Raw genomic sequence first — 15,458 nt, forward strand, 5'->3', positions numbered from 1 at the left:
AAGGATTTGATCTGCTAGAATGAATAAGTGATTGGAACGTTTTTACGAATAAGGAGGTTTAATCCTATGAGAAAAATAATCGTATACGGAGCCGGAGGCCATGCAAAGGCTGTTATAGATACGATTGAAAAAGCAGGTTTGTATCAAATAACAGGCATTCTTGATGGTTATAAGTCAGTCGGCTCAACCTTTTACGGCTATGAAGTTTTAGGCGATGAAAGCTGGCTAGCAGCCAATCTTTCAACCGTCAGCAGCGGCATAGTAGCCATTGGAGATAATTGGACCCGTGCAGCTGTAGTCGCAAAAATAAAAGAAGCAAATCCTCATTTTTCTTTTATAAGTGCTGTTCACCCAGCAGCTTCTATCGCTAAGGGCGCACAAATCGGCAACGGGACAATCGTCATGGCAGGCTGCGTCATTAATAGCGATACGCAGATCGGCGAGCACTGCGTCATGTATACTCAATCTTCTGCTGATCATGACTCTAGGCTAGGCAGCTTCGTTACCTTTGCCCCTAAAGCTTGTACGGGAGGCAACGTTAGTATTGGCGATTATTCCGTTCTATCCTTAGGTGCAAATGTTATTCATGGTAAAACGATCGGCGAGCACACTGTAATCGGCGCCGGCTCTACCGTTTTAACCGATATCCCAGCTTATACAATTGCTTATGGTACTCCAGCCAGAGCTGTACGCTTAAGAGAACAAGGTGAGCGTTACCTTTAATTGACTTCCTAGGCTGATTGCGCGCTCTTTTCTGCCGCTCTCTCGAACACATCGTTAATACAGTCCACAACCCTTACCTGATCAACAATGGTCATACTCGACCCCGAAGGCAAACAAATTCCACTTTGGAATAATCGCTCACAAACGGATACGTCGCCGGCGTGGGCATAGAAACGGGTACCTTCGAACAGCGGTTGCAAGTGCAATGGCTTCCATAGCGGGCGGGCTTCAATATTGGAGGCCGCCATCGCATCTAGCAGCTCCATTATCGTAGTATTCGTTTCGTTCTTGTCCATAACGAGAGTCGTCAACCAACGATTCGATCTGGTATACTGCAGTTCAGGCATAAAATGAATACCGGGCCTAGCCGAGAATGCCCGTACATAGTTGTCATATACCGCCCTTCTAGCTGCAACCCGTTCGTCCAAGACCTCCAGCTGCGCTCGTCCAACACCGGCTAAAATATTGCTCATTCTGTAATTAAAGCCCATACTGCTGTGCTGATAATGCGGAGCCGCATCCCTTGCCTGCGTTGCAAGAAAGCGTGCTTTATTTAAAAGCTCTACATCATCGGAAACAAGCATGCCGCCTCCAGAGGTCGTAATGATTTTGTTCCCATTGAAAGAATAAATACCGAACTTCCCGAAGGTGCCGCTCTGCTTTCCTTTGTACGTGGAGCCCAGCGATTCAGCGGCATCCTCGACTAAGGGAACCTCGTATTGCTCACACAAAGCAACAAGCTCATCCATCTTAGAAACTTGACCATACAGATGTACAACAATTACCGCTTTAGGCAGCTTTCCTTCGCGGCTTGCTTCCTCAAAAGCTCTTTGCAATGCAATAGGCGACATATTCCACGTTTCCGGTTCAGAATCGATAAACACAGGCTCTGCACCGCAATAACGAATAGGATTGGCACTTGCTACGAATGTGAAGCTTGAGCAAAAAACCTTATCCCCTACGCCTACTTCAAGCAATTGCAAGGAAAGGTGTAAGGCAGCCGTACCGGAGCTGACAGCAACCGCATCTGCAGATCCCGTGTAAGCTGCAATTTGTTTCTCGAAAGCATCGATATTGGGACCTAACGGCGCAATCCAATTCGATTCAAAGGCTTCATTAATATAACTGCGCTCCTTCCCGCTCATATGCGGAGGGGATAAATAAATTCTTTTCATCTCATTTGCTGACAATTTGCCACACATCCTCTTCAAATATAATAAGCCACTCCTCAAGCAAATCAGATGCTTGAAAAATGGCTTTTATCCCTCACTATTGGTCGTCGTTCCTTGGAATACAGGCATCGTCACGTGATTGCCATTCGATACTCCTTCGGATTTCAGCACCTTTTTTACAGTCAGCAGCAATATTTTAATATCCAACAAGAGGCTTCGATTTTCTACATACCAAACATCATGCTCGAATCGGGCTTCCCATGAAACTGCGTTGCGCCCGTGAATCTGTGCCCAACCCGTTATTCCGGGACGGACGAGATGGCGCTTCGCCTGCTGCTCATTATAAAGCGGCAAATATTCCATAAGGAGCGGCCGAGGCCCAATTAGGCTTAGCTCACCTTTAATTACGTTAACGAGCTGGAGAAGCTCATCAAGGCTAAATTTCCGCATTAGGCTTCCGAAAGCGGTCAGTCTTAGATGATCGGGCAGCAGCTCACCCAAACTGTCTCTCTCCGAGGTCATTGTGCGAAATTTATACACATTAAACGGAACACCGTGCAAGCCTGGGCGCTGCTGCTTGAATAAAATAGGCGATCCTAGCTTTGATCGGACTAAAATTGCGGTTATTGCAATAACGGGAGATAGTACAATTAGCAACAAGCTGGAAATGGCCAGATCAAACATTCGTTTTATCATCCGTATGGGCTCCTGATATGTATTCTATTTTTCTCTTAGTTTGACGACAGCAGCTGTCTCATTTTTGAAATCATCTTCGGCCCGACGACACGGCTCACGACTTTCTTTACCTCGCCTCTGAAGCGGACATGTGCAGGAAGCCAAGATTGAGCAAAATGATGAATCGTGTGGCTGTCATTCGTTATGTAGTTTCCGCCGTCGATATAATCATAAGGACTAAAATAAGTTCTCGGATAAAAGGTTACGCCATTACGCAGCACCTGATAATCACCATTCAGCTTGAGACCATGACGACTGCAAATTTCAGTAATGACTGCCGTATTCGTCGTCGTGTCCAGCTTTCCGTCAGGCAGCAAGAAGCTTCGCGTATCATAATTTTCCAGCAGCTCTTTGATCCAAGGATGTCCCTTTGCTGCCCCCATCGTGCCGGATTGCAAAAACTTCTGGTCCTCGAAACCTGAAAAGGCTTCATGCTGAAGAAAAACGCTTAACGGCTTGATAACCTCGACATCCGTATCCAAATATATGCCGCCGTGCTTATGAAGCGCGTATAGACGAACATAATCGCTTACGAAAGCAAATTTACGGGCCTCGTATGCCTCTTTAACATAAGGAATAGAAGAGATATCAAAGTTATCTTCATTCCACTCCATTACTTGAAAATCACCCAAATGTTTTTCCCAGCTTTTCATGCATTTCACGATTTTGCGCGGCTTTTCTCCGCGGCCAAACCAACAGTAATGCAAGATCCGAGGAATTTTTTCCATTCCGCTCACGCCGCTGCCTCCTTTATGATGGCCATACTAAATATTTGCTTGTATACCTTATGTCCAAAGTGATGACACTCTCAAAATAGAAAAAAAACAAATAAAAAACCAAAATTGCGAAGTATATCAATTTCTGATCCTTCTCACGGAATACCTTAACGATCCACCCTATCAGAATTAACTGATAAAGGTTAAAATAAATTGTCATTCGTGCGAAAATCCAATTTTGGGTGGAAATGATCATGAGCACGATACCAATGACCGAAAGGTTAGCTAGGATATCACTCTTTGGAAACAGATATCTCAGCTTCTCTCTACCAAAAAAAGCTATGATTACTGGGACAGCATAAACGAATACCCGTATTACACTCGCTCCGCCTTCTTCAAAGTTCTGATAATGGGCGTACTGAGTGCCCTGTATCGCTTTAAATAACAAATCGGAGAATTGATTAAACCCAATGACAATTAAGATGGCCACTGATAATAATGCAAAAGTAGTGCCCGTCCACGCCTTCCTTCTAACAATGAAATAGAGCGGGAGCATAACGAGTGCGCTTTGGTGAAAAACGGTGGCGAAGAGTACCACTAACATATACGTTTTCCATTTGCCTTCGAACAAAGCCCTTGTTGCTGCAAATACGATAGCTGCTGCCAGAAACTGTCTGAGGCCGTTCATCGATACGACAAATGCGCCGGACGTAATGTAAACATACAAGCTTAATTCATACATCCGTGAATATTTGTACATTACAATTGCGATAAGCATGTTTGTCACTAACGCAGTTGTAATAAGCAAGATTTGCGGATCCTCTGTGATTTGTTTCAGAAGAAGCTGCAAAATACTAAATCCCATATCTTTTTGCTCGGTTATGGTGTCCCACTGGTAATTGTTCACTTCATAACCGTGCATATAAAAGAAGGTATCACCTATATTGTTTCTTAACCCCGACACTAGAATAAGCGATATGGCGGCTACCGCAGCTAATATTTTATTAGGCTGTATAAATGTAGGTCCGACAGCAGCTGGAGCCGAAAAATACCTGGATACGAGGGCAAATAAAAAAACGACAACTAGGTTAAGCCACAGGATAGTCATTTGCCGTTCCTTTCAGCGTATATACGTTTTTCGTTTTCAGCCTAATGTAACCATATAGAAGCAGGCCCGGAATACATGCAGATAGAATGATTAGCTTAGATGGCACCTCATGAAGCCATTTTCTGTTTCTTGACATTAAACTGCTGGAAACATAGTGTATGGCCTGACGATATTTAAACGTCATTCCGCCAATTGGAAGCAGCAGCAGTGACTTGCGATAGAAAGCAAAGCCCTTAGGATTTTTCCGGTACTGCATTAACATATTTCTTGAAGATCCGTCCGGTAAATATTCGACATGACAGAGCACTTCATTCAGGATCAATAACTCATAATGCTGATTTAAATAATGATATTTATAATCAAGCCCCACATACTTCTCTCCGACAAATAACGGATAAGGATACAGCTTCGTTAATGCGGTCCGATAAACTAATTTCTTATCTCCCGTAACGCCATATTTATGATATAAATCAAACAAGGTAGCACTAGTTAGTCCTTCTGGTAATTCCGAACCGACTATGCTTCCGTCTATATAAGCATCCAGTCCAACAAAACCGCAAACCTTATCGCTCCGATGCTTACTCCAAAAAGCTACAATATGCTCCACTGCATCATCAGGCATATAGTCATCAGAATCGATACACACATTCAGTTCTGTTACCATTCGTTCATAAGCGGTGTTATGCGCTCCATGCATTCCCTGATTTTGTTGAAGGACATAGGTAATCGGCATACGCTCCTCAGCGATCCAGCCGGCTACGAGTTCTTCAGTCCCGTCGCTTGAGCCATCATCAATGATAAGCCATTCAAAGTCTTTGCAGGTCTGCCGCTGCAAGCTCTCATAAACCTGATGCAAGCAATAAGCCCGATTATACGTGGGCGTAAACACGGTTAATGTCTTCATGTCTCACCTCATAATGGGATAAATAATAATCTGCAGCCCGCAGCGCCGTTTGCTGGATATCATAGCCTTTGATTGCTAAAATACCAGAGGGAATCACACGCGACGGCTGTTTTGCTGCTATGAGGACTCCCTCAACAGCACTGGCTTCGTTTTTAAGAGAGAAGAACTTGACTAAATGTATGCCCATATCAACTTCCGTTGTAATATGATCGGAAATGATACAGGGCAATCCGGCAGCCTGTGCCTCAACTAAAGTAACCGGAAGACCTTCATGATGAGAGGGAAATACAAACACGTCAAACGCTTGGAGCAGACTGTTAATATCGCTTCTTACGCCAAGGAATTTCACCTTAGCGGTGATTCCAAGCTCGTTAACCTTCTGTTCGATCTCCGAGCGCAGAGGCCCATCACCGACAAGCAGCAGCACGCTGCTTGGTTTCTTTTGCTGCAGCTTGTGGAATATGCTGATAAGCTGGGCATGGTTTTTTTGCAGATTGAACCTTCCGACATGACCAATGACAAGACAGTCGTCAGGAATACCAAGCTCCTCCCGCATCTTCGAGCGAATATCTGCTGAGAAAGCAAATTGCTCGCAAGCTATTCCATTCTGCAAAATAAGCGTGGATTTCTCCCTGCCAGGAAACATCCAGCTGGCCGCTTCGCTTGAGCAAGCGACATTATGTGTCGCAGCCGAGCGCACGAGAGTTCCTGCATACCATTTGTAGAGGCGGGCAGCAATACCGCCTTCGCTTCTCGTATTGTGGCTGTGCGCGATGCGAACGGGAAGGTTTGCCCTTTTTGCCGCACGCAGGACAAAGCCGCTCATTTTATCCATGTGTGAATGAACGACCTTGTAATAAGCGTGCATATGAAAAAATTGATCCAAAGCATGCAAATACTTTGAATGTCCGACATCGGTTATATGCGGGATGCGATGAATATTTCCGCCGAGACTGCGTATTTCTTCATCGAAAACCCCCTCTTTGCAGGTTAGAAAATCAAATTGGATCTTCGACCGATCAATATGACGGTATAAATTCATAAGCAAAGTCTCTGCGCCTCCGCGATTCATGTTCGCTACGACATGTAAAATCCTTAAAGGACCGCCCATTGCAATCTCTCCTTTTTATCTGGCTGCGGCTGTTCCATTAATGGCTTGTAGATGTCGTTTAACTCTAGCGCTACCTGAGCCAATGAATATTTTTTAACCATTTCCGCGCTTTTTTCTCCCATTTGAAGCCGAAGCGTATTCGATCGACTAAGCTCAAGCAGTCTGCCGGCAAAAGCCGTTACCTGATTAGCGGATAGCACATACCCATTTTCCCCTTCAACAACCAGCTCCGAATGGCCTCTATTCTGCGTTGCGATAATCGGCAATCCGCTAGCCATAGCCTCCATAATATTTACCGGCAGCCCTTCGCGGAGACTGGAGGCGACAGCGACATCGCACATCGGCAATAGCCTTTCAATATCCGACCTATACCCGAGAAAATGTACCATGGCGCCAACACCAAGCTGCTCTGCCAGCCCTTGGCAAGCCGAAAGCATCGGGCCTTTTCCCGCTAGCAGCAGCCTTGCATGCGGTACCTGTTCTTTAATGGAAGCCAAGGCACGAATAAGCAGTTGATGGTTTTTGTTTTTGTTGAATTCAGCTGCGTAAAACAGGAGAAAGTCATCTGTCCGGAAATCAAACTCCTGCCGTAGCCGCCATTTATCAATTTTAGGCAAAGGCTTATACCTCGTTGTATTCACGCCAACGCCATGGATATGCGCAATTTTCTTCGCTTTGAAGTTCTTGGAAACCGCCAGCTGGTAATCCTCGTTGTTGATCGTGATCAGACAGTCCGTTTTGCGTGAGAGGCTCTTTTCTATCGGATAATAAAGCATCCAGTTCAAAAACGAGGATCCTTTGCAAAAGTGAAAGCCATGTGCGGTATAGATTACCTTCGTGCCTTTTTTTCTAGCTGTTTGCGCAGCCAATCGAGCGAGCACGCCGCCCATCGGCGTATGGCAATGTATAATTTTATAATCCTGTTCCTGGATGATCGCTTTCAGCTCACGGTAGGCTTTCAAATTATTTCTGTGAACCGGTGAGCGCTCGATCGACAAATTAAACTTGCGGTCAACAAAAGGGAGGTCCAGCTCGCCCTTTGCGGCGATATGAACCTCCCAGCCCTGCTGCTTAAACCATTCAAGAACAGGCAAATGAAAAGCCTTGAAATGATAATCAACCGTTGCACAAAATAGTATCTTATTAGGCATCCTATACCATCCTATACTAGAATTATTTTCTAGCAGCTTCTCGCTCAATCGTTTCCGACAAATAGTTTAATAAATCGTATCGCAGATCCTCCCGCTGAAGAGCGAACTCGATCGTTGTCTGTATAAAGCCCATCTTTTCTCCCACATCATGGCGCTTGCCTTCAAATTCATAAGCATAGACAGCCTCGGCTAAATTTAATGCCGCAATGGCGTCTGTCAGCTGTATTTCTCCGCCCGCTCCCGGCGTTTGACTTCCTAAAATCTCAAAAATGGCGGGGTTCAAAATATAACGGCCCATAATGGCCATATTCGATGGAGCAAGTTCTCTGGAAGGCTTCTCGACCAAATGCCTCACCCTGTGAAATGAATCCTCCATCGGCGTGCCATCAACGATGCCATAACGGGAAACGGCTTCATCCGCTACACGCTGCACACCGATTATCGAAGTATGGTACTCTTCATACTTTTCAATCATTTGCTTAATGCAAGGCTTCTCCGCAGAGATAATATCATCCCCGAGCAGTACTGCAAACGGCTCGTCGCCGATGAATTTGCGGGCGCACCAGATCGCATGACCGAGGCCCTTTGGTTCCTTTTGACGAATATAATGTATATCTACCATATCCGCTGATTTGCGGACCTCGCTTAACAAATCATATTTATGCTTGGCGGTCAAAATTTGCTCGAGCTCCAACGAATTATCGAAATGGTCCTCTATCGCGCGTTTCCCTTTGCCCGTGACAATAATAATATCCTCAATGCCTGATTCGATCGCTTCTTCCACAATGTATTGAATCGTCGGCTTATCAACGATCGGCAGCATTTCCTTTGGCATTGCTTTTGTTGCCGGAAGAAACCTCGTACCCAGCCCAGCGGCTGGTATTATCGCTTTCCTTACTTTCATAGCTTCAGCAACCCCTTTGTCTTTTTAGCCTGTTACAGATGCAAATTCAGGGAACTCCACAACGTTGTTGGCAAGATCCAGCAGCCTGACCCGTAACTCAGCTTTACTCATTCCGCCATGAAGGGCAATGATTTCTTCAATTTGGTCAAAATAAATCTCACATGCTTTACCTATGTAAATTTTCGGGTATACTTGCTTTTCATTGATTTCATTATCCTTGAGCATTTCTTCAAAGAGCTTTTCGCCCGGCCGAATGCCTGTATAATGAATGCCGATTTCTTCCACCGTGAAGCCTGACATACGAATGACGTTTTGTGCAAGATCGGTAATTTTGACGGGATCGCCCATATCCAGAACGAATATTTCGCCGCCCCTGGCGAGTGCCCCCGCTTGTATCACAAGTCTTGAAGCCTCTGGGATCGTCATAAAATAACGAACCATATCCGGGTGGGTAACCGTTACGGGTCCGCCTTTCTCTATTTGTTTTTTGAACAGCGGAATGACGCTTCCGCGGCTGCCCAGCACATTGCCGAACCGAACAGCAACAAATTTCGTGTTGCTTATGTGATCCATGTGCTGTATCACCATTTCAGCAATTCTTTTCGTTGCACCCATGACGCTCGTTGGATTAACGGCCTTATCGGTTGAAATCATTACGAACGTATCCACGCGGGCATGATTAGCTGCTCTAGCTGCATTCAATGTACCCATCACGTTATTTTTGAAGGCCTCCTCCGGATTTCTCTCCATCAACGGAACATGTTTATGGGCAGCCGCATGATATACAACCTGAGGACGATGCGTCTGCATTACCGTCAGCATTTTATTAGCATCCTGAAGATCCGCGATTTCAGTTATAAATTCAATATTGGTATGTCCATACAGCTCCCTTAGCTCCATCTCTATGGAGTAAATGCTGTTTTCTCCATGCCCGAGCAAAATAAGCTTTTCAGGTAAGAATCTTGATACTTGACGGCATACCTCAGAGCCAATCGATCCCCCAGCCCCAGTTACCATCACAACCTTCTGCGTTACGTAGCCTGAAATACTCTCAATATCCAGCTCTACGGGCTCCCGGCCGAGTAAATCCTCGACCTGAACATCACGAAATTGACTAACCGAGATCCTTCCTGTAGCCAGATCCTCTAACATCGGAATGATTTGGGTCTTTGCTTTCGTTTTCGCACATTCGCTAAAAATCGTGTTCAACTGCTTTTTACTCAATGACGGAATCGCGATAACAATATTGTTTATATCCAACTCAATTGCGACCATTGCAATGCTGGAAACGCCGCCCCTAACCGGTATTCCCATAATATCAAGGCTATGCTTATTCACATCATCATCAATGAAAGCAATCGGCAGCAGTTCCGTATCGCTGTTGCTCAGAAGCTGGCGGGCAAGCATCGTGCCAGCTGAGCCAGCGCCTACGATCAAAGTACGCTTGCGCATGCCGGCATTTTTCTGGTAGCTGCCTCGGAAAATTCTCCAGCAAAGTCTTGAGCCTCCGATCAACAGCATGTGGATCATCCAGGTCACTGCAAGCAGCCTGAAAAAGACATCCTGCATAACGAGCTGTTGAATGACAGCCGCCGCAAGGATAGAAAACGAAACCGCCTTTGTAATAATGAGCAACTCACCAACGCTTGCGTACTCCCATGCCTTCTTATACAGCTTGTAATAGAAGGAGAAAGAATGATGGCTTAACAAAAGAGTAATCGAGCTGATTACAATCGGTGTCGTCACCACATCAAGCGAAGCACTAAGTAAAAATCTGCTGAAAAAGATGGCGGTAAGCACGATAAAAGAATCGATCAACATTAAAAAAGACAATCTTTGCCGATACGTCAAAGCCATTTCACCCTTTCCTGAAATACATCAAATAAAGTAAATGCTAACGATGCATTCCGCTTTTGCTAATATCACGGCGACTACAGCAACACCTTTAGAGTGTTTAACTAAAAGGCTTTATGCAAAACCATTTAGTTAAAAACCCTAATGCAGAAATCAGGGCATTCAACCCCACCTCACACCACACTCTTGACGACTCGCGTCTAAGGTTTTTCCTAACCCACAGCATGGCCGAGTGCCCCCATTGATAACGGTGAGGAGACATTACCGAACGAAACTGTCCTAATAGACCGAATTTCGTGCTTTATAAAGAACACACGCCCGTAAAAAAAGCGCTATTGATAACGATCATCAAACGCTCTTCTTATTTAATATGACGCCAAGTATGTTGGCTTTAGCAAATAACAACGCACGCTTCGCTTCGAGCGCCAATTCTTTATGGGTTTTTCCGCTTTTCAAAAGCAACAGCACGCCATCGCATTTACTAACTAATGCGTTCGTATCTGATACGCCTAATACTGGCGGGCAATCCAGCAGTACCATATCATACTGCTCGGACGCAAACGCCATAACATCCTCCATAACCTGCGAATCAAGCAGCTCCGTCGAATTATATAGTCGCTGTCCGCTTGGCAAAATATCCAATCCTTCGACCTCTGTATTATAAATGGCTTCGCGAATTTCGAGCTGTTGTCCTAGTACATTCGACAGCCCTGGCGAAGTTTGTACATTGAATATTTTGTTAATAATCGGATTCCGGAAATTCGCATCAATAATTAGAACCCGGTCACCGCGTTGTGCCATACAAACCGCTAAGTTAACTGTAGCCGTCGACTTACCATCACCCTCAGAAGGGGATGTGACAAGCAGAGAACGCATCTTATTACCATCTGCCGCATATTGAATATTATTTCGTATACTGCGATATTGCTCTGAAATGGTGCTATGAGGATTGATGTAGGCCATAAGGCTTCTATTTACAAAAGAATTTGACGCCTTTTTCCTTTCACGAACCAATTGTTTCACCTCTCACTAATATGCTCTTTTGTTTCTTTAATTGTCTGCCATAATCTTTTCTCTTCATTTTATTCACTGAGCCTAACATCGTTAAACCTAAAAGCTCCTCAATTTCTCGCTCTGATTTGATAGAATCGTCTAGTGAATCTAGAAGATAGATTAGACCTATGCTTAAAATTAATCCGAACATAAAACCAACGTATACGATTGTATTACTTTTCTCGTTAATGGGATATGGATTTTCCTCCGCTGTCGTTAGGAGTCTAATACTACTTATTCCTAAAGTATCAGCTGCAACTTTCCTATAAATCTCCACTCCAGTATTTGCGATATCAGCCGCCAGCTTCGCATTAGGATCAATGACCGATACAACTGTAACAAGCGATCCATCAACATTATCTACTCGAATCTGATTCCTTAGCTGTGCTACTGAACGGTTGAGTCCAAGCTGTTCGATAACCTGATCCAACACGATTGGCTCCCTGAATAAAACCCGTACGGTAACAAGCATTTCAGGACTTGCAGCAACAATCATTCTTGAAGAGGCGGCGTACATAGGTGTTTCAGGCCTACTATTGTACAGACCCGCCAATACCGTAAAGACTATCGTAATTAGTAATATCAACCATATTCGCTTTCGAATGACCATGTACATTGCTTTAATGTTAATCTCTTTAACTTTTTCTTTATCACTTCGCATTTTTAACATCTCTTCATTTCTTTTACCTTCCATTTACACACCTGCTTAATGTTTGTAATAAAGAACAATAAGTTAATATTAGTTCTTTATATAGAACATGTCAAGACACGTTTCCTTAATTTCTTGTTAACCTTCAGTTATCGATATGAAGGATAATGATATTTGATGTTTTCTTTTTCTCATTCGAATAGAGACTGGTCTCCGGCCTGTTTTCCTTCCACATATTTGAACGAATCAGGTCTTTTAACGTTTGAAAATCTCCCTTGCTCATACCTTCATCAACGGCATTTTTAATAATGGAACGCCATTCTTCATCCAATATTTCATCATGGTTAAGTTTTGGTAAATGCTCTTCTCCAAGTAGATACTCAATGTTTGAATCCAAAGGCGCTGCTATTTTTGCCATTACTTGAAGAGACGGGTTGTTTTGCATGTTGCGTTCAATGTAGCTCAAATATGACTTGGATACGCCAGCTAGGTCGGCAAGCTTCGTTATCGAATAGCCCTTTTTTTCCCTTAGACTCTTAATCCGTTCCCCTATCATATTATTCTCCTTTGTCCAGTTTAGATCTAAGCTAAGCGCTTGCAATCAAAGTTAAATTTTATAACATACAATATATTTATTTTAGTTCTTTAAAGAGAACAGGTCAACCTATTTTCATATATTACGTTGATTTATGAGATCATCGCAAGAGGTAGTCGTAAGGTTGCCCTTACTGCTACTGCTTATTAAATCAATTACAAAATTTCCAATATGTGCTAAAGCTCATACTCAATCCCTTTTGGACATGAGATAATTGAAATCAGATAATGCAAAAGCTTACACTCATGTGTTTATTTCATATTAAATGGAGGTGCATATTGTTCATGAATAATATCTATATCATTGAACTCATTCGATGGGGAATAAGTAATAACGGAACTGATGCTATAAAGACAACAGAGGGGATAAATTCTGCCTTGCAGTGGGCAAACCTCAATGATTTTCTAATAGTAGTTTTACCAAAAGGAGACTATCTTATAGATAAAAACTCTTCTGTAGAACTTTACAGTAATACAAACTACAAATTTTATGGCTGTGTGTTTAAAAAAGAATCAAATAAATTATCAGAATATACTGTTATATCATGTGATAGCATTAAAAATGTAATAATCGAAGGCGCTACTATAAAAGGAGACAGAGAAACGCACGATTATTCTAGTGGAGGTACTCACGAATGGGGTTATGGTATAAATTGCAAATATGCTTGCTACAACATATTAATAAAGAATTGTGAAGCTTATGAATGTACAGGTGATGGATTTACAACAACAATGGATTTCTCTAGCATTGGTGGCATTCAACATCCAACACATTTTGCTAAAGGAGATATTAATAGCACAGGAAGCTTGGATACTACGAAAACCAATTACACTACTGTAACAAAATTCTATGATGTTACAGGAAATCTAGTTAAATCAGTAGGATACTTTTACTATTCTGGTGATGGGTATGGTGGCTACGGCTTGGGCAGCAACTTAAATAAAACCGCGATAAAAGTACACTTTTACAAAAAAGACGGTTCCTATTTAGGCTATAGAAACACAAGATCTTATGAATTTAATTATTTGGACTCGTTACCAATTGGCACATCACAAGTAAGATTTTCTTTTTTACAAAATTATGATTTGATGAGTGGCAACCTGCATTATGTTTCATGCGCTAAAATTCCTCAGTATATAACTTACACAAATTGTAAATCACACAAGAATAGAAGGTTAGGTGCTTCTGTAAGCGGAGGAAGGTTCATAACCTATGACAGTTGCGAATTTTATAATAATAGTAATCCTATGGATAGGTCAAACGGCTGCAATCCCGGCTACGGTATCGATATTGAAGATGGTTATATGTCCAATCAAAAAATAACCGTTAGAGACTGCAATTTCTACGATAATAGATCTGGAGCGTTTATATGTATCAGTACTAGGGGGGTGCATTTAGAAAACAATAAATTCAGAGGAGCTGTTAATTTTAGCGGGAGTGGTGATGATTATTTATCACATAATAATATTTACTATGGCCCAATAACCGGCAAATCGATTACCAGTGGTGTAGAATCAGACGGGACTTTTTGCACATTTCGAAGCGATTCTATATTTGGTGAGAACTGTAATATTAACGCTGGTAATACTACAATTGATAATTGTGTTTTCACAAAATGCAGCCTATCTTTTAGCGGTGAAACTGTTAAAATCTACAACTGTAAGATCACCTTCGATAACCCTGAGAAAGATGGAGTACTCTTTTTTTCAAGTAAAAATATAGAATTGCGTAACTCCCTATTCGATATTAGAAGAGCCAAGGGAATTTCAAATGTTAGTTACGGCGTAACGGATAACGCTATCCTCTCAAATGTAAAATTTTTAACCAATGAAACGAGTGGTGGAACTTATTTTGGGACAAAGAATTTGATTGTAGAAGATTGTGAGTTTATCCACACAGGGACTACTATTAACTACAGTCGAATGATGGTATCAGAAAGCATGAGAGTTGAAAATTCAACATTTAAAAACCAATCATTCCGATTTGACGGAGGTGATATTGGTAGTGATAAGCTAGCCTTGGATAAGGGATATAGTACTCATATCTTTAAAAATAATAAAATAGTTTGGGATGCACCTTACTCACTTTACACTCATGAAGCTAGAGGGCAAGGAGTTTCTTTCCTCTCGATACCCAGAATTGACATTATAAATAACAACCTAGAAGTTATCGGGCAAGTAACCTCCTTAGGTTCCTTATTTGCATTAAGAGTGTTTACTGAAAATTATTTATTTCTTTCTAACAATACAATTGTTACTAAGAATAATACAGGGATTAACACTAAAGGGACTATTACTATCGAAGGGGTATATAGAAAGAATGGAACAACATTACCGATACCAAAGACATTAATTATTGCAGAAAATAACATCAAAATTAATTCAGATATTATTTTTACGAGCAATGTTAATGTACAATTAGAAAAAATCATTCTTGGAGAAGCTTTTCATCCTGCTGGTGCTATAACGGAACCTACCTTTGGAACTTATAATCTTGGGCAATTGATCTACAACACTTCTCCTACGCCAGGCGGATTTGTTGGGTGGGTTTGTACCACCGCTGGCACAGCCAATGTTACTCCATGGGTTGCTAATAACACTTATACAGCTAATAGCTTGGTTAATGCAAATGGAAAAGTTTATAAATCTAAAGTAACTGGAACTAGTGGTTCAACTCCTCCATCACATAAAAATGGTGAAGCTGCTGATGGTAATATAATTTGGGTGTATGTTGATGTTTTAGCTGTGTTTAAAAAATTCGGACCGATTTCCATCTAGCTTAAC

14 protein-coding genes are annotated in these 15,458 nt (G+C 42.5%); 2 read left to right on the plus strand and 12 right to left on the minus strand.

The window, feature by feature from the left end; all coding sequences use genetic code 11:
* Positions 1–66: 66 nt before the first annotated feature.
* Complete coding sequence (locus AC1DLI_RS02760) at positions 67–723, plus strand: acetyltransferase (RefSeq protein ID WP_477599434.1); 657 nt, start codon at positions 67–69, stop codon at positions 721–723.
* An 8-nt stretch (positions 724–731) separates the two neighbouring features.
* Here the strand turns inward: AC1DLI_RS02760 and AC1DLI_RS02765 are convergent, their stop codons facing one another.
* The 12 genes from AC1DLI_RS02765 to AC1DLI_RS02820 all read right to left on the minus strand — a co-directional run bounded on the left by AC1DLI_RS02765 (position 732) and on the right by AC1DLI_RS02820 (position 12,636).
* The gene (locus tag AC1DLI_RS02765) at positions 732–1,898 is read right to left on the minus strand and encodes an aminotransferase class I/II-fold pyridoxal phosphate-dependent enzyme (RefSeq protein WP_477600049.1); all 1,167 of its coding nucleotides are present in this window, start codon (positions 1,896–1,898) and stop codon (positions 732–734) included.
* Between the two features lie 84 nt (positions 1,899–1,982).
* Positions 1,983–2,588, minus strand: a complete 606-nt coding sequence (locus AC1DLI_RS02770) for a sugar transferase (protein WP_477600051.1) — start codon at positions 2,586–2,588, stop codon at positions 1,983–1,985.
* Positions 2,589–2,626: 38 nt separating this feature from the next.
* Positions 2,627–3,367 (minus strand): glycosyltransferase family 32 protein, encoded by a 741-nt coding sequence (locus AC1DLI_RS02775; RefSeq protein ID WP_477599436.1) that lies wholly within the window; start codon positions 3,365–3,367, stop codon positions 2,627–2,629.
* Between the two features lie 13 nt (positions 3,368–3,380).
* Entirely contained in the window at positions 3,381–4,454 is a 1,074-nt protein-coding gene (locus AC1DLI_RS02780; RefSeq protein WP_477599438.1) for an EpsG family protein, read from the minus strand.
* Positions 4,435–5,358, minus strand: a complete 924-nt coding sequence (locus AC1DLI_RS02785; protein ID WP_477599440.1) for a glycosyltransferase family 2 protein — start codon at positions 5,356–5,358, stop codon at positions 4,435–4,437. The genes AC1DLI_RS02780 and AC1DLI_RS02785 overlap by 20 nt, the downstream gene beginning before the upstream one ends.
* Complete coding sequence (locus AC1DLI_RS02790; protein WP_477599442.1) at positions 5,324–6,469, minus strand: glycosyltransferase family 1 protein; 1,146 nt, start codon at positions 6,467–6,469, stop codon at positions 5,324–5,326. The genes AC1DLI_RS02785 and AC1DLI_RS02790 overlap by 35 nt, the downstream gene beginning before the upstream one ends.
* The gene (locus AC1DLI_RS02795; RefSeq protein WP_477599444.1) at positions 6,454–7,620 is read right to left on the minus strand and encodes a glycosyltransferase family 4 protein; all 1,167 of its coding nucleotides are present in this window, start codon (positions 7,618–7,620) and stop codon (positions 6,454–6,456) included. Before AC1DLI_RS02795 ends, AC1DLI_RS02790 begins: the two co-directional genes overlap by 16 nt.
* A 22-nt stretch (positions 7,621–7,642) precedes the next feature.
* Entirely contained in the window at positions 7,643–8,524 is an 882-nt protein-coding gene (gene galU / locus AC1DLI_RS02800; protein WP_477599446.1) for a UTP--glucose-1-phosphate uridylyltransferase GalU, read from the minus strand.
* Positions 8,525–8,548: 24 nt separating this feature from the next.
* Complete coding sequence (locus AC1DLI_RS02805) at positions 8,549–10,375, minus strand: polysaccharide biosynthesis protein (protein ID WP_477600053.1); 1,827 nt, start codon at positions 10,373–10,375, stop codon at positions 8,549–8,551.
* A gap of 351 nt (positions 10,376–10,726) precedes the next feature.
* Positions 10,727–11,392, minus strand: a complete 666-nt coding sequence (locus AC1DLI_RS02810; protein ID WP_477599448.1) for a CpsD/CapB family tyrosine-protein kinase — start codon at positions 11,390–11,392, stop codon at positions 10,727–10,729.
* Positions 11,382–12,125: a YveK family protein gene (locus tag AC1DLI_RS02815; RefSeq protein ID WP_477599450.1), complete on the minus strand. Its 744-nt coding sequence runs from the start codon at positions 12,123–12,125 to the stop codon at positions 11,382–11,384. The genes AC1DLI_RS02810 and AC1DLI_RS02815 overlap by 11 nt, the downstream gene beginning before the upstream one ends.
* A 100-nt stretch (positions 12,126–12,225) precedes the next feature.
* Complete coding sequence (locus tag AC1DLI_RS02820; protein ID WP_477599452.1) at positions 12,226–12,636, minus strand: helix-turn-helix domain-containing protein; 411 nt, start codon at positions 12,634–12,636, stop codon at positions 12,226–12,228.
* Between the two features lie 323 nt (positions 12,637–12,959).
* Between AC1DLI_RS02820 and AC1DLI_RS02825 the strand changes: the two genes are divergently transcribed.
* Positions 12,960–15,452, plus strand: coding sequence for a right-handed parallel beta-helix repeat-containing protein (locus AC1DLI_RS02825; RefSeq protein WP_477599454.1), 2,493 nt, complete (start codon positions 12,960–12,962; stop codon positions 15,450–15,452).
* Positions 15,453–15,458 lie beyond the last annotated feature (6 nt).

Source organism: Paenibacillus sp. 01T443, from assembly GCF_056398325.1.

Bases quoted from the DNA above. Each gene is read 5' to 3' on its own strand.
- AC1DLI_RS02760 (WP_477599434.1), top strand. From the start codon at position 67: ATGAGAAAAATAATCGTATACGGAGCCGGAGGCCATGCAAAGGCTGTT.
- AC1DLI_RS02765 (WP_477600049.1), bottom strand. From the start codon at position 1,898: ATGAAAAGAATTTATTTATCCCCTCCGCATATGAGCGGGAAGGAGCGC.
- AC1DLI_RS02780 (WP_477599438.1), bottom strand. From the start codon at position 4,454: ATGACTATCCTGTGGCTTAACCTAGTTGTCGTTTTTTTATTTGCCCTC.
- AC1DLI_RS02785 (WP_477599440.1), bottom strand. From the start codon at position 5,358: ATGAAGACATTAACCGTGTTTACGCCCACGTATAATCGGGCTTATTGC.
- AC1DLI_RS02790 (WP_477599442.1), bottom strand. From the start codon at position 6,469: ATGGGCGGTCCTTTAAGGATTTTACATGTCGTAGCGAACATGAATCGC.
- AC1DLI_RS02795 (WP_477599444.1), bottom strand. From the start codon at position 7,620: ATGCCTAATAAGATACTATTTTGTGCAACGGTTGATTATCATTTCAAG.
- galU (WP_477599446.1), bottom strand. From the start codon at position 8,524: ATGAAAGTAAGGAAAGCGATAATACCAGCCGCTGGGCTGGGTACGAGG.
- AC1DLI_RS02815 (WP_477599450.1), bottom strand. From the start codon at position 12,125: ATGGAAGGTAAAAGAAATGAAGAGATGTTAAAAATGCGAAGTGATAAA.
- AC1DLI_RS02820 (WP_477599452.1), bottom strand. From the start codon at position 12,636: ATGATAGGGGAACGGATTAAGAGTCTAAGGGAAAAAAAGGGCTATTCG.
- AC1DLI_RS02825 (WP_477599454.1), top strand. From the start codon at position 12,960: ATGAATAATATCTATATCATTGAACTCATTCGATGGGGAATAAGTAAT.